Annotated in this window: 14 protein-coding genes; 11 read left to right on the top strand and 3 right to left on the bottom strand. The window is 60.3% G+C overall.

Annotation, left to right across the window (positions count from 1 at the left end):
• The 4 genes from dctP to B4E36_RS12770 form a co-directional block, all read left to right on the top strand.
• On the top strand, positions 1–484 hold a 484-nt coding region (gene dctP / locus B4E36_RS12785; RefSeq protein WP_345900426.1), incomplete at its 5' end, for a TRAP transporter substrate-binding protein DctP.
• A 66-nt stretch (positions 485–550) separates the two neighbouring features.
• Entirely contained in the window at positions 551–1,063 is a 513-nt protein-coding gene (locus B4E36_RS12780) for a TRAP transporter small permease (protein ID WP_292056878.1), read from the top strand.
• Positions 1,060–2,331, top strand: a complete 1,272-nt coding sequence (locus tag B4E36_RS12775; RefSeq protein WP_292056876.1) for a TRAP transporter large permease — start codon at positions 1,060–1,062, stop codon at positions 2,329–2,331. Before B4E36_RS12780 ends, B4E36_RS12775 begins: the two co-directional genes overlap by 4 nt.
• 157 nt (positions 2,332–2,488) lie before the next feature.
• Positions 2,489–2,863 (top strand): hypothetical protein, encoded by a 375-nt coding sequence (locus tag B4E36_RS12770; protein WP_345900425.1) that lies wholly within the window; start codon positions 2,489–2,491, stop codon positions 2,861–2,863.
• A gap of 59 nt (positions 2,864–2,922) precedes the next feature.
• Here B4E36_RS12770 and B4E36_RS12765 read toward each other — a convergent pair whose 3' ends face one another.
• From B4E36_RS12765 to B4E36_RS12755, 3 genes are read right to left on the bottom strand one after another with little or no spacing between them, the layout of a single operon-like run.
• Entirely contained in the window at positions 2,923–3,222 is a 300-nt protein-coding gene (locus B4E36_RS12765) for an antibiotic biosynthesis monooxygenase (RefSeq protein ID WP_292056875.1), read from the bottom strand.
• Between the two features lie 41 nt (positions 3,223–3,263).
• Positions 3,264–4,832, bottom strand: coding sequence for an autoinducer-2 kinase (gene lsrK, locus B4E36_RS12760; protein WP_292056873.1), 1,569 nt, complete (start codon positions 4,830–4,832; stop codon positions 3,264–3,266).
• The gene (locus B4E36_RS12755) at positions 4,829–5,785 is read right to left on the bottom strand and encodes a sugar-binding transcriptional regulator (protein WP_345900424.1); all 957 of its coding nucleotides are present in this window, start codon (positions 5,783–5,785) and stop codon (positions 4,829–4,831) included. Before B4E36_RS12755 ends, lsrK begins: the two co-directional genes overlap by 4 nt.
• A 245-nt stretch (positions 5,786–6,030) precedes the next feature.
• Between B4E36_RS12755 and lsrA the strand changes: the two genes are divergently transcribed.
• The 7 genes from lsrA to B4E36_RS12725 all read left to right on the top strand — a co-directional run bounded on the left by lsrA (position 6,031) and on the right by B4E36_RS12725 (position 12,719).
• Positions 6,031–7,527 carry an autoinducer 2 ABC transporter ATP-binding protein LsrA gene (lsrA, locus tag B4E36_RS12750; protein WP_345900423.1) on the top strand — a complete coding sequence of 499 codons (1,497 nt, stop codon included), beginning with the start codon at positions 6,031–6,033 and terminating at the stop codon, positions 7,525–7,527.
• Entirely contained in the window at positions 7,520–8,554 is a 1,035-nt protein-coding gene (locus B4E36_RS12745) for an ABC transporter permease subunit (protein ID WP_292056869.1), read from the top strand. Before lsrA ends, B4E36_RS12745 begins: the two co-directional genes overlap by 8 nt.
• Positions 8,551–9,552 carry an ABC transporter permease subunit gene (locus B4E36_RS12740; RefSeq protein WP_292056867.1) on the top strand — a complete coding sequence of 334 codons (1,002 nt, stop codon included), beginning with the start codon at positions 8,551–8,553 and terminating at the stop codon, positions 9,550–9,552. Before B4E36_RS12745 ends, B4E36_RS12740 begins: the two co-directional genes overlap by 4 nt.
• A 14-nt stretch (positions 9,553–9,566) precedes the next feature.
• Positions 9,567–10,598, top strand: a complete 1,032-nt coding sequence (gene lsrB / locus B4E36_RS12735) for an autoinducer 2 ABC transporter substrate-binding protein LsrB (protein WP_292056866.1) — start codon at positions 9,567–9,569, stop codon at positions 10,596–10,598.
• Between the two features lie 68 nt (positions 10,599–10,666).
• Positions 10,667–11,917, top strand: coding sequence for a class II aldolase (locus tag B4E36_RS12730; RefSeq protein ID WP_292056864.1), 1,251 nt, complete (start codon positions 10,667–10,669; stop codon positions 11,915–11,917).
• A gap of 474 nt (positions 11,918–12,391) precedes the next feature.
• Positions 12,392–12,559 carry a DUF6538 domain-containing protein gene (locus tag B4E36_RS24330; RefSeq protein ID WP_366927418.1) on the top strand — a complete coding sequence of 56 codons (168 nt, stop codon included), beginning with the start codon at positions 12,392–12,394 and terminating at the stop codon, positions 12,557–12,559.
• Between the two features lie 37 nt (positions 12,560–12,596).
• Positions 12,597–12,719, top strand: coding sequence for a hypothetical protein (locus B4E36_RS12725; protein ID WP_292056861.1), 123 nt, complete (start codon positions 12,597–12,599; stop codon positions 12,717–12,719).
• Positions 12,720–12,750 lie beyond the last annotated feature (31 nt).

The following is a 12,750-nucleotide window of genomic DNA, read 5'->3' as shown; positions in this document are numbered from 1 at the left end:
GCCCAACAATCCGCTGTTCGTCAAGCTGTTCCATGCGCTGGGCGCCAACCCCACGCCGATGGCATTCTCGGAAGTCTACTCGGCGCTGCAGTTGAAGGCGATCGACGGTCAGGAAAACCCGGTCGAAGTGCCCTACAACAACCGCTTCTATGAAGTGCAGGGCGAGCTCAACCTCACCCAGCACATTGCCGACAGCTTCCTTCTCGGTCTGTCTTCCTCAGCCTGGAACAAGATCCCGGAACAGTATCATGATGCCGTGCAGGCCGCCGCCGACGAGATGATCGCCGAGCACGACGCCAGCGAGATCAGGCAGGAAGAGGAAATCATCGGCAAGCTCAAGGACAAGGGCATGCATGTGAACGTGTTTGCCGATGGCGAACTCGCCAAGGTTCAGGAGATTGCCCGTGGCATTTATGGTGATTTCCAGGAACAGATCGGCGCGGACTTCATGCAGACCAGCCTCGACTTCGTGAAGTCGAACTGACATCAACGGGGGCGTCCGGCCGACGGTCAGGACGCCACCCGATGTGAACCCTTGATGGTGTAGACGATGCAGTTCCTGGACAAGATCATCTGGCGTGTGGTCGATTTCATTATCCTGGTAGCGGTGGTCAGCATGGTGGTGCTGATCACGCTGCAGGTTGGTTCGCGGCTGTTCGGCCACTCGCTCGCCTGGACCGAAGAATTGTCGCGCTTTCTGTTCATCTGGACGGTGTGGCTCGGTCTTGCCGCGGGTTTCCGCAGCGGCCAGCACCCAGCGCTCAACCTGCTGATCAACGTGATGCCGGCCCGCCTCATGCTCGCCTACCGGTTGGTGCCGACGGTGAGCGCGATGCTCCTGTTCGCCATCGTCACCTGGCAGGGATGGCTGCTCCTGGTCCAGCAGCTCAGATTCGGAGAGCTGTCGCCGATCCTCCAGATCGGCATGTGGGTCACCACGCTGCCGCTGGTTATCGGTTCATTTCTTACGGTCGCCGCATCGGCGATCAATGCGTTCATCGTGACTCGCGGCGATGACGCCGGGATAGAGCCTTCGACTTCACAGGAAGGATTGAGCCAATGAGCCTTACCCTTGTTGCGCTTTTCATTCTATTCGCGATCCTGGATGTGCCGCTCGCCGTCGCGCTCGGGCTGGCGTCGGCGGCGACGCTGTGGTGGTTCGACATGCCGTTATCGATGATCACCCAGTCGATGGCGACCTCGATCAACTCCTTCCTTCTGATCGCGGTTCCGCTATTCATCCTCGCTGGCCAGATCATGGAACGCGGCGGCCTGTCCGAGCGCATCTTCGATGCGGCCGAAGCGCTTGTGGGCAGGCTTCCGGGCGGTGTCGGCCACGTCAATATCGCCTCGAGTTTCGTCTTCGGCGGCATCTCCGGCTCATCGGTTGCCGATATCGCAAGCCTCGGCCCGATCACGATCCGCTCGATGACCGCGCGCGGCTATCCGAAGCCCTATTCCGCGGCTCTGACGCTGATCACGGCGACGCTCGCAACCCTGGTGCCGCCCTCGATCCTGATCATCGTTGCGGCCGCGTCGGCCGGACAATCGGTGGGCGCTGCCCTTGCCGGCGGTCTCGGGCCGGGCGTGCTGCTCGCCGTCGTGCTCGCGATCTACAATACGATCGTCTCGCGCCGGAAGGGCTATGGCAAGATCACGACGTTTGACATGACGGCGTCAGCGCGGGCGCTGTTTCGGGCGCTCCCCTCCGTGGTCGCGCCAGTCATCATCCTGAGCGGTATGTTTTCCGGCATCGTAACGCCAACGGAAGCGGCCGGGCTGGCGGTTCTCTACACGCTGATCGTCGCGGCTCTCGTCCATCGGGAGATCGGGTTTCGCGATTTCCTGAAGCTCGCGGTCGTCGCCGGCAAGCTTGCCGGCTCGGTTCTGCTGATCCTGATGGTCGCGAGCGCTGCAACCTTTGTCTTCACCGTCGACCTTCTGCCTCAGAAGGCGTCCGGCTTCCTGACGATCTTCGGCGGTTCGACCTTCATGACGCTGATGCTGATGGGCCTGATCTTCGTGGTCGTCGGCATGCTGATGGATATCGTGGCGGCCGCGCTGATGCTGATCCCGGTGCTGATGCCGGCCGCGGCTTCGGCGGGCGTCGAGCCGCTGCATTTCCTCATCTACATGGTCGCATGCCTCGCCGTTGGTCTGGCGACGCCGCCGGTCGGCACCTGCCTGTTTGCGACGGCCTATGTGTCCGGCGTACCTACGCCGAAGCTCGTGAAGGCCGCCCTGCCCTTCTACGCGGTCAACGCCGTGGTGCTGGTTCTTGTCGCGGCCTTTCCGCAGATCGTGATGTGGCCGGTCGAATGGCTGACATGATGGCGCCGAAGCATATCATCGTCATGGGCGGCTGCGGCAAGAGCCCCTTGGCAGCCGGCTCGCCAGCCGGCTTGGTCTTCCTTTTATTGAGGGGGACGATCTGCATCCCGCTGCAAACGTCGCCCGCATGAGAGAAGGCCTGCCTCTCGATGACGAAATGCGCAAACCCTGGTTCGAGAACGTCGCGGCTGCCCTGCGGGCGCAGCAGAAGGGATCGGTCGCATCCTGCTCCGCGCTGAAGCGAAGCTATCGGTCGACGCTTTCGGCTGGCGGTCCGATCTTCTTCATCCATCCGGAGGTGGATGAGGTGCGCCTTGTTGAGCAGATGACGATGAGACAGCACTTCATGCCGGTGACCCTTCCCGAAAGCCAGCTACAGACGCTCGAACCGCTGGATGCGAGGGAATGGGGACGCACCGTCAGCGGCATACTGCCGCTTGCTCAACAGGTCGATCAGATCACCTCGGGCTGGCGCGCAGGAAGTGCTCGCTGCCAATGCACAAATCAATCCGTCATGATCTCACCGGTCTGACGAAGCCAGGCACCTTAACCGACATCGGCCAGCATCTCTATCGGCGCTTCGGCCCGGCACTACAAGAACTCGGCCATTTCGGCCTTATAGAACACCTTCGTGCGGGGTCGCGCCAGGATCGGATCGATCAGACGGACGCATTCCTGATAGTGCTCGGTCTTGCGATGGGCGTCGACCGCTTCTTCCGACGTGAAGACCTCGTAGATGAGAAAGCTGTTTTCATTCTCCGGGTCCCGCAAGACATCGAAGCGGACATTGCCAGGCTCGTTGCGCGTGCCTTCGTAATTGATGCGGAAGGCTTCGACGAATTCCGCAGCATGGCCTGGTTTCACTTCGATGCTGACCAATTGAACAATCATATCTGTATTCCCGGTTTTAATTGAAACTGTCGTGAGAAATCCTAGAGACCCGGCGCCTTCCACATCGAGGTGGTGACACCCTCGTCGACGAGTTGAAGCTGCAGGGCGTAAGCGCGCGCCCAGCGCTCGCCGGCTTCATCATAGATTTGCTTGTGATCGGTATCGGGTTCGAACCGCTGGTCCCAGCGGATCCAGGCACTGGCGGCCTCGGGCAGATCACGGTAGAGCCCGGCGCCAACGGCAGCGGCGGCGGCGCAGCCGAAAGCGGTCGCCTCCTTCACCACCGGCGTGACCACGGGTATGCCGGTTGCGCTTGACAGGATCTGGGCCCAGTGCGCCGATTTGGCAGCGCCGGCTGCAAAGACGATCTTGTCCGGCGTGATCCCGGCGAGCTTGAAAATGCGCGAGAGATTGCGCGCAGCCACGATCGCCGCGTTTTCCTGAAGGGCACGGAAGATCGCAGCCTTGCCGGAACGCTCCGGATCGATCGACAGGTTCAGGAGCGATGGCGCGGCGTGATACCATTCGCCGTAATGCATTACATCGGAGAAGATCGGGATGATGCCATAGGCACCGGGCGGAACGGCCTTTGACCTTTCTTCGAGAAGCGCATAGGCATCGCCCTCGCTTCCCGCCTTCAAAACCTCTTCCGCACCGAAACTGTCGCGGAACCAACGCATGACAACGCCGACAAAGAAGCTGATCGCTTCCGCCTGATTGAGGCCTTCGACGACATGAGGGTTGATGCGAAGATCCATCGACGCATCAGTCACCCTCGGCGACACGTTGACGATCTGTTGCCAGAATGTGCCACCGAGCACAGCGCAGTCGCCCTCCTTGACGAGGCCGGTGCCCGCGGTTCCGATCTGGCAATCGCCGCCGCCCATGACGACGGGAATTCCCACCGCAAGACCGGTCTCCTCGGCTGCCTGATCGGTAACGCGCCCGATCACAGTGCCGGTTTCGACGCAATCGGGAAAGATATCGTCTCTGAGACCTGCGCGGCTCATCGCGCTTGGCTGAAAGCGGCGAGCCTTGAGGTCGAACAGACCCGTCGTGCCGGCATTGGAGGGATCGCTGGCAATCACGCCGGAAAGGCGTGTCAGCACCCAGTCGGAGAGCATTGCGATACGGTGCGTGCGCTCGTAGATGTCGGGTAGGTTGCGCTTCAGCCATAGCAAGCGCGGCAAGGCGCCGAGCGCGAAGGTCTGGCCGGATTCTGCGTAAAGCTGGGCCTCAAGTTCCGGGTGCGAACGCTTCAGCGCGCCAACCTCGCGGCCAGCGCGGCTGTCGACATTGGCGCAGGCCCAGATCTCGCGACCCTCCCGGTCGAATAGAACGAAGGCCTCCCGCATGCTGGTGGCGCTAACGGCGGCAATATCGCTGCCGTGAAGACCAGCCTTTTCAAGCGCCGCACGGATTGCGCGCGAAAGCAGCGCCCAGTTTCCCTGAACGTCGAAATCCATCGAGCCTTCAAACCGGGGATCCGGCTTGTGCCACCATTCCTGCTGCGCACTGGCGATCTGTTCGCCGGACGCGTTGAATATGACGGCCCTTCCGCTGCCGGTGCCCGCATCGATCGCGAGCAGATAGGTCTGCTTGCTGCTCATGCTGCTCTCTCCTGGATTTTCATGAGGCCCTCAGCCGTGGTCTCGTCGGTGATCAGAATGCCGGCAAAACGGCCCTTGAGCGCCGCATGGATGGCCTGCACCTTGTGCAGGCCGCCGGCGGCGGCAACCACTTTTTCCGCGCGCGAGAGGCCGGCAAGCTTCACGCCGATGACGCGGTTGTGGAATGGCAGGTCGAGGACCTCGCCCTGATCGTTGAAGAACTGGCAGAGAATATCGCCGACCGCGCCCTTGCGGCGCAGCGGCTCGATCTCGTCCGGAGTGACGTAGCCGGACCGTACTACGGTCGAGGATGGCGATATTTCGCCGATTCCGACCAGCTGATAAGAGGCGTTCAGGGCCATATCGAGAAGATTGGCAACCGCCGGTTCATGGCTGAGCGTGCTGGCAACCGCCGGATCCCGCACCACCAGCGGCGCCGGCACAAGATGCACGCTGCTGCCCCAGTTTGCCGTACGCATGCCGTCAACATAGGTGCCTACCCCGCCGGTAAGACTGACGAGGCCGATGCTGCGCTCATTGGCGACGTGACCGAGGCGCTGCATCGTGTTGGAAACCGTTTCGCCCCAGCCGACCGCGAGAAGGTCGCCGGGCTCAAGCCTCTGCATCAGGAACTGGGCGGCGGCCTGGCCGAGGCGGTCGCTCGGATTGTTCTCGGGAAGTTTCGGGACGACATAGGCTTCCTGCAGGCCATAGCGCTCTTTCACCTCGCGCTCAAGGGACAGGCAACCCTGATACCGTGAGTTGATGCGCACCTGGATGATGCCCGAGCGGCGTCCGCTTTCCAGGAGCCGCGACACCTTGATGCGCGACATGCCGAGCTTTTCGCCGATGTCGCTCTGGGTCAGGCCATCATTGTAATAGTACCAGGCGATACGGGTAAGCAACTCCTCGTCCGTATCCGCATAACTCCAGTCGCCAGCGTCTGCGCTCATCGGCTTCCCTCATCCCAATTTATGCACACTTGCATATCGCAATAACATTTGATCCGTCAACGGATAAGAGCGGTTAAATTTTTCCAGAGGCATCAATACGCTGATTTTTCTATATTTTGACCGTTTATAGTCGCGAATTCTCTGGAGATTTGTTCGGCGTCAGTTCTGATCATGTTGACGAAGTTCAATCTATATGATCGTATGTTGTTGCGTTGGAGCATTTGAACAGGTGAGGAGTATTCGCGATGCCGACAGCCGGGAGGGCTGCGCAGCTGACCGATATCTGGAAGTCCTACGGGCCCGTGCCGGTGCTTAAAGGCGTCACGCTGACGCTTGGCATTGGCGAGGTTCATGCGCTTCTGGGCGGAAATGGCGCCGGAAAATCCAGTCTGATGAAAGTGATGTCCGGGGTCATCTCTGCAAATTCGGGATCTGTCGAGATCAACGGGCAGGAGCTTGCGACCCCCTCGCCTGCAGCCGCCCAGAAACTCGGGCTCTATTTCGTCCCGCAGGAGGCACATATCTTCCCGAACCAGACGGTTCTGGAGAACATCTGCCTCGGATTGAAGCGTTCCGCCAGAAGCATGCGCGCCCGCGTCGAGCAGTTGCTCGAGGAGCTGTCGGTCTCTCTTGATCTCGATGCCGAAGCCGCCGGGCTGGAGATTGCCGAAAGACAGATCGTCGAGATTCTCAGGGGCATGATTCGTGATGCGCGGGTTCTCATCCTCGACGAGCCCACTTCTGCGCTGACGCCGTTTGAAACCCGCGCGCTTTTTGAACGTGTCCGCAACCTGCAGGCTCAGGGCGTTGGCATCTTCTTCATTTCGCACAAGCTGCGCGAGATTCGCGAAATCTGCGGAACGATCAGCGTCCTGCGCGACGGTGCCATCGTCCTTTCCGGTCCGCTCGCCGATTTCACCGATGACGAGATCGTCGATGCAATGAGCCGCGTTGAAAGTGCCGAAAGTGAAGTCACCGTCCCCCGGACGACAGGAAACATTTCCCATGTCGGCCGCGCTCGGCTTTGCGTCAGAAATCTAAGCGGAGAAGGTTTTGCCGATATCGACATGGACGTCCATGCCGGTGAAATTCTGGGGCTTGCCGGCGTCGTCGGCGCTGGCCGGACGGAGTTTGCCGAAACATTGTTCGGCCTGCGCCCTCAGTCGGCCGGCTCCGTCACCCTTGAAGGCGAAGACTTTCCAAGCCGTTCGCCGCGACGGTCGATCGACCGGGGGCTGGTCTATCTGCCCGAAGACCGCCAGCAGCACGGTCTGTTTCTCGAAGCGCCGCTCTTCTGGAACGCATCTTCCTATCTGATCCACCGCCTGCCCTTTTTTCTGCGCGCAGGAAGGGAAAGACTGAGTTTCGATCGGTTCCGTTCCGATATGGGAATCGTCTGCACGGGGCCCGGCCAGGAGGCGAAAGGGCTGTCAGGCGGCAATCAGCAGAAGGTTCTGATGGCAAAATGCCTGTCGGCGAAACCCAAGGTGCTCATCATGGATGAGCCGACGCGCGGCGTCGATGTTGCCGCCAGAAACGACATCTACGCCCTGATCCGCGAACTTGCCGCGACAGGCGTCGCGATCGTGCTGATTTCCTCGGACTTCGATGAGATCGAGACTCTGGTGGACCGCGTGCAGGTAATGGCGTTCGGCAAGCATGCCGGTGAAATCGACAGCGATATCGCGGTCGATGCCATCGCAAGGATGGCATTCGGCGCGGGAGAAAACGCCCATGCTTGAGGCTTTTTCCCGGAACCGGGTCCTGACCCTTCTTGTTGTGCTGGTCCTCGCATCGCTTGCAGCCGGCGCCTTTGCCCCCGGCTATCTATCTCTTGCGACCGCTTCCGTGGTGCTGTCGAACAGCCTCGTGCTGGCCCTGATTTCACTCGGCACGATGGTGGTGATCATCACCCGCAATATCGATGTTTCAAGCGGGTCGGTGCTCGGCCTCAGTGCGGCCATCCTCGGCCTGACGCTGAATGCGGGTGCGAGCCTCCCCTTGGCTATCGCGCTTTGCATTGCGACCGGCATCGCGGCTGGCGCCGTCAACGGCGTGCTTGTCGCCTATCTCGGCATTCCCTCGATCGTGGCAACCCTCGGAACGCTTGGCTTTTACCGCGGCCTCATGCTGGCCATGACCGGCGGACGCTGGATCGAGGATCTGCCGCAGGGCCTGAAGGCGCTTGCCGCCAATGCTGCATTCGGTATTTCGGTGCTGACGCTCATCGTCTTTGCCATGCTGGTCCTGATCTGGCTTCTCCTGCGCGCCACCAATTTCGGACGATCCTTCTATGCAGTTGGTGATAACCGCGCTGCGGCCCATCATCTGGGCATTCCCGTCAGGCTGGTTCAGTTTACAGCCTTTGTCATAACCGGCATCTGCGCAGCGCTTGCAGGCCTGACCTTCGCCGCGCAGATCGGGTTCATTCCCAACCAGGCGGGCAACGGCGTCGAGCTCAAGGCGATTGCCGTCAATGTTCTCGGCGGCGTCAGTCTGCTTGGGGGCACCGGCTCCGTCGGCGGCGTCATTGCCGCGGTTCTGTTCCTGACATCGATCGACAGCGCGCTGGTCTTCCTGAAGATCCCCGCCTACTGGAACGACTTCATCGCCGGCGCAATCCTGCTCTCCGTCATCCTGCTCGATGGCCGCATTCGCCTGATCGTCAGCCGCCGCATCCGCGCCAAGCGCTATGCCGTTCATGACCGGAACGAACGACCGGCAGAGTTTCCCACGTCCACATCCGCCAATGCCGGAGCCGACCAATGAAAAAGATCATCTTCCGCTGGGAAACGGCGCTGCTTTTGATGCTGATCGTGGAACTGGCCGTTTTCGGCCTGATCAATCCACGCTTTCTCAACCTTTCCAATCTGATATACGGTATTTCCGATTTCGTGCAGATCGGTATCGTCGCCCTGCCCCTGACACTGGTCATCATCGCAGGCGGGATCGACGTTTCATTCGCTTCCGTCATCGGCTTTGCCGCGATCTCCTTCGGCATCTCCAACTATTTCGGCATGCCGCTGCCCGTCTCGATCGCCGTTGCCCTGATCGTTGGAAGCCTTTGCGGACTTCTCAACGCCTGGGTCATCCATTTCTCGAAGATCCAGCCGCTGGTGGTGACGCTTGGCAGCCTTTACCTGTTCCAGGGCGCTGCGACCGTCGTTTCCGGTCTCGCGGGCGCCGGCGGTTATGAGGGGATCGGCAATTTTCCGGAGGTCTTTACCGGTTTCGGATACGCCGAATTCCTGGGCATTCCCGCTCCCACGCTGCTGTTTGTCGCGATTGCGGCGGTGCTGATCGTGTTGCTGCACATGACCAGGTTCGGCCGCGCCGTGTTCCTGACGGGCCAGTCAGAAAGTGCGGCCCGGTTCTCGGGCATTCCCGTCGCCCGCGTGCAGACCATCACCTATGTGATCACCGGTCTCTGCGCGGCCATTGCAGGCCTTGCGCTGTCGGCCTATTTCGGCTCGGCCCGCGTCGACCTCGGCTCGGCCACCCTGCTGCCGGCGGTTACGGCGGCCGTGCTCGGGGGCGCATCCATCTACGGCGGACAGGGGTCCATCATCGGCACTCTGATCGCCACCTTCGTCATAGGCTACCTGCAGCAGGGCCTACAGGCCGTCGGTGTTCCCAGTCAGATTTCCAGCGCACTTTCGGGAGGGTTGCTGGTTGTAGCGGTCGCATTGCGTCACGGCACGACAATGCTGGCCGATTTCATCGCTGTCGCACGCCAGCAGAATGCAAAGCGGGCGACGGTTTCTTAAGGAGGAGAATGAAAATGAAGAATTCTGGTTTCAAGACGGGCGTTTTCGGCGCGGCATTGCTGGCCGGCTCGATGCTCATGGCGGGCGGAGCATATGCATCCGAGCAGATCGCCTTCATTCCGAAACTGGTCGGCGTCGGCTTTTTCACGAGCGGCGGCGCTGGCGCGGTCGCGGCCGGCGAGGAACTCGGCGACGACGTGACCTATGACGGGCCGACCGAGCCGAGCGTTTCCGGCCAGGTCCAGTTCATCAACAACTACGTGAACCAGGGCTACAAGGCGATCATCGTATCCTCTGTTTCTCCCGATGGCCTTTGCCCGGCGCTGAAGCGCGCCATGGCGCGCGATGTGCTGGTCATGACCTGGGACAGCGACGTCAACCCGGAATGCCGCAGCTACTACATCAACCAGGGCACGCCCGAGCAGCTCGGCGGTCTTCTGGTGGACATGGCAGCCGAAGGCGTTACCAAGGACAAGGCAAAGGTCGCCTTCTTCTATTCGAGCCCGACGGTGACCGACCAGAACGCCTGGGCCAACGCCGCCAAGGAAAAGATCGCCAAGGAGCATCCGGGCTGGGAGATCGTGACCACGCAATATGGCTACAACGACGCCCAGAAATCGCTGCAGACGGCGGAAAGCATTCTGCAGACCTATCCGGACCTCGACGCCATCATCGCGCCAGATGCCAATGCGCTTCCCGCGGCTGCCCAGGCCGCTGAAAACCTGAAGCGCGCGGATGACGTGACCATCGTCGGGTTTTCGACACCCAACGTCATGCGCCCCTATATCGAGCGCGGCACGATCGACCGCTTCGGTCTCTGGGATGTCACGCAACAGGGCAAGATTTCGGTCTACGTCGCCGATCACGTTCTCAAGAACGGTCCGATGAAGGTGGGCGACACGCTTGACATTCCGGGCATCGGCACAGTCGAAGTCTCCCCCAACAGTGTCCAGGGCTATGACTACGAAGCAGAGGGCAACGGCATCATCCTGCTGCCGGAGCGGACTGTCTTCACCAAGGACAACATCAACGATTTCGACTTCTGATCGAAGCGAAGCCGACAAGACGGGCGATCACGGTCGCCCGTCATTTTCTTGATAACGGGAAATATGACATGCAAAGCCGCTGGAACGACATTGATGCAAAGGCCTTCGAAGACGCCGCGATCGCGGCAGGACAGGACCCGCAACTGGGTCTCAGGGTCTATACCTCGCGCATCGTCGGGGCCGATCCCGATCTCGTTCTCCACGGTGGCGGCAATACCTCGGTCAAGGTGACCGGCGCTGACGGCGAAGAAATCATCCACATAAAGGGCAGCGGCTGGGATCTCGACACGATCGAAGCGCCCGGATTGCCCGCCGTCAAAATGGCGCCGCTTCTCGCTGCGCGTGATGGCGACAAGCTGAGCGATCCGGACATGGTCGCACTTTTGAGAGCCAACCTGCTTGATCCCGCCTCGCCCAACCCTTCGGTCGAAGCGCTGCTTCACGCCTTCCTGCCCTTCCGTTTCGTCGATCACAGCCATGCAACCGCGATCCTCGCGCTGGCCGACCAGAAGGACATGGGCGAGACGGTGAAGCGCATCTATGGCGACCGACTCGCCTTCGTGCCCTATGTGATGCCCGGCTTCGACCTCTCGATCGAGGCGGATAAGGTCTACCGGGCAAACACCGATTGCGAAGGGCTCTGGCTCGAAAACCACGGCATTTTTACCTTCGCGGATACGGCGAAGGACTCCTACGATCTGATGATCGAATTCGTGACGATGGCGGAGCAGGAACTGGCTGATAAGGGCGCCGCCCCGGCCGGGCCGCAGGAAAATGACAGGCACGCCGATGAAGCATTGCTGCAGAGGCTGGAAAATGTCCTGCGCGGCGAAGGCTCGCCATTTGCGAAGACGCTTTATATGGACTATCGCTCGACGCCTGCAATCCGCGATTACGTTTCGCGAACGGACGTCGATGACCTATCCGCGCGCGGCACGGTGACGCCGGATCACGTGATCCGCATCAAACCGTGGCCCATGATTATCGGAAAAGACGACAGCGAGCAGAAGATCGCAGTGGCCCTTGCAGCATACCGCGAACGTTACGAAGCCTATTTCAGACGCAACGCCGCGCGGGCCTCTGAACCGAAAACCATCCTCGATACCTACCCACGGGTCGTGGTCATCAGAGGCGAAGGCATGGTTGCCCTGGGGGCAACCGAAAACGCCGCAACGATCGGCGGTGATCTCTGCGAACAGGCAACCCGCGCCATCAATGCCGCCGAATCCTATGGTCGCTTCACGCCGATCTCGGAAGCGGATCTCTTCGACATGGAATACTGGACCCTCGAACAGGCCAAGCTGAAGGTCGCAAACTGATCGCGCGCCACAGACTACCGAAGACGATCTCACCTCGATCTGAGACACGAACCGCATTTGCTTCAACACGGATGGGAGGCCAGGGGATGGTGATTTGAATCATCGCACGCTTGCCGCTGATTTTGAAACGGATCTAGCGACCCATATCGTCTTGCTCCAGAGTGGCTTGAAGGAGGTTAACGCAACGCTTGCAGTTCTAAAGGGCGGCATCGTTAAGCCCATCATAGTAAACGCCGCAACGGCTCTGCTGAATTGCTACACATTCTGCTACATAAATGGAAATGCCATAAAAACTATCTATCTGTAATTATTCTATTTTTTATCTTATGCGATATCAGATCGACGGACACCTCATCCGCCATAGCCCTTTCAGGCCACCTCAAAGGAACTCATAAAAAACGATAATTTAATCGCTCAACCTCGATTGCGAACTGACACTTCGTTTCGGCTAGACATTGATTATGGGAGCGTGCGATGTCGCTCATGCGAAGAGGATCGGCATTCTGTATTCGGCGGCGCGTCCCGAAGCGTTTCGCGGCGGTCAAGACCCGCAGTGAGATCTGGCTCAATCTTCACACCGATTCCGAGACACAGGCCAACGTCAACGCCCCTCTTATCTGGGCCGAGCAGATCGCAGCCTGAGAGACTCGGCTTGCCAGCGACACAGGAGGATGCTGACATGCGGTTTCAGGCTGCCACGGAACTGGCCCAGCGCCATGGCTATCGCTACCTGACGGTCGAGAAAGAGGCCGCACTCCCCCGAGCCGAACTTCTCGAACGGATTGAAACGGTCGATGCGTAGAGAAGCGAGCCGCGGGAGGCCGCGGCATTGC

It is taken from the genome of Martelella sp. UBA3392 (genome assembly GCF_002358775.1).
Lineage (GTDB): Bacteria > Pseudomonadota > Alphaproteobacteria > Rhizobiales > Rhizobiaceae > Martelella > Martelella mediterranea.
Note: the sequence above shows the minus strand (reverse complement) of the source record. Positions and strands in the feature narration are given on the sequence as shown.

What these genes read in the sequence shown, in the direction of transcription:
- B4E36_RS12745 (WP_292056869.1), top strand. Translation starts at nt 7,520, where the DNA reads ATGCTTGAGGCTTTTTCCCGGAACCGGGTCCTGACCCTTCTTGTTGTG.
- B4E36_RS12725 (WP_292056861.1), top strand. Translation starts at nt 12,597, where the DNA reads ATGCGGTTTCAGGCTGCCACGGAACTGGCCCAGCGCCATGGCTATCGC.
- B4E36_RS12765 (WP_292056875.1), bottom strand. Translation starts at nt 3,222, where the DNA reads ATGATTGTTCAATTGGTCAGCATCGAAGTGAAACCAGGCCATGCTGCG.
- lsrB (WP_292056866.1), top strand. Translation starts at nt 9,567, where the DNA reads ATGAAGAATTCTGGTTTCAAGACGGGCGTTTTCGGCGCGGCATTGCTG.
- B4E36_RS12775 (WP_292056876.1), top strand. Translation starts at nt 1,060, where the DNA reads ATGAGCCTTACCCTTGTTGCGCTTTTCATTCTATTCGCGATCCTGGAT.
- B4E36_RS12755 (WP_345900424.1), bottom strand. Translation starts at nt 5,785, where the DNA reads ATGAGCGCAGACGCTGGCGACTGGAGTTATGCGGATACGGACGAGGAG.
- B4E36_RS12780 (WP_292056878.1), top strand. Translation starts at nt 551, where the DNA reads ATGCAGTTCCTGGACAAGATCATCTGGCGTGTGGTCGATTTCATTATC.
- B4E36_RS12740 (WP_292056867.1), top strand. Translation starts at nt 8,551, where the DNA reads ATGAAAAAGATCATCTTCCGCTGGGAAACGGCGCTGCTTTTGATGCTG.
- B4E36_RS24330 (WP_366927418.1), top strand. Translation starts at nt 12,392, where the DNA reads ATGTCGCTCATGCGAAGAGGATCGGCATTCTGTATTCGGCGGCGCGTC.
- B4E36_RS12730 (WP_292056864.1), top strand. Translation starts at nt 10,667, where the DNA reads ATGCAAAGCCGCTGGAACGACATTGATGCAAAGGCCTTCGAAGACGCC.
- lsrK (WP_292056873.1), bottom strand. Translation starts at nt 4,832, where the DNA reads ATGAGCAGCAAGCAGACCTATCTGCTCGCGATCGATGCGGGCACCGGC.
- B4E36_RS12770 (WP_345900425.1), top strand. Translation starts at nt 2,489, where the DNA reads ATGCGCAAACCCTGGTTCGAGAACGTCGCGGCTGCCCTGCGGGCGCAG.
- lsrA (WP_345900423.1), top strand. Translation starts at nt 6,031, where the DNA reads ATGCCGACAGCCGGGAGGGCTGCGCAGCTGACCGATATCTGGAAGTCC.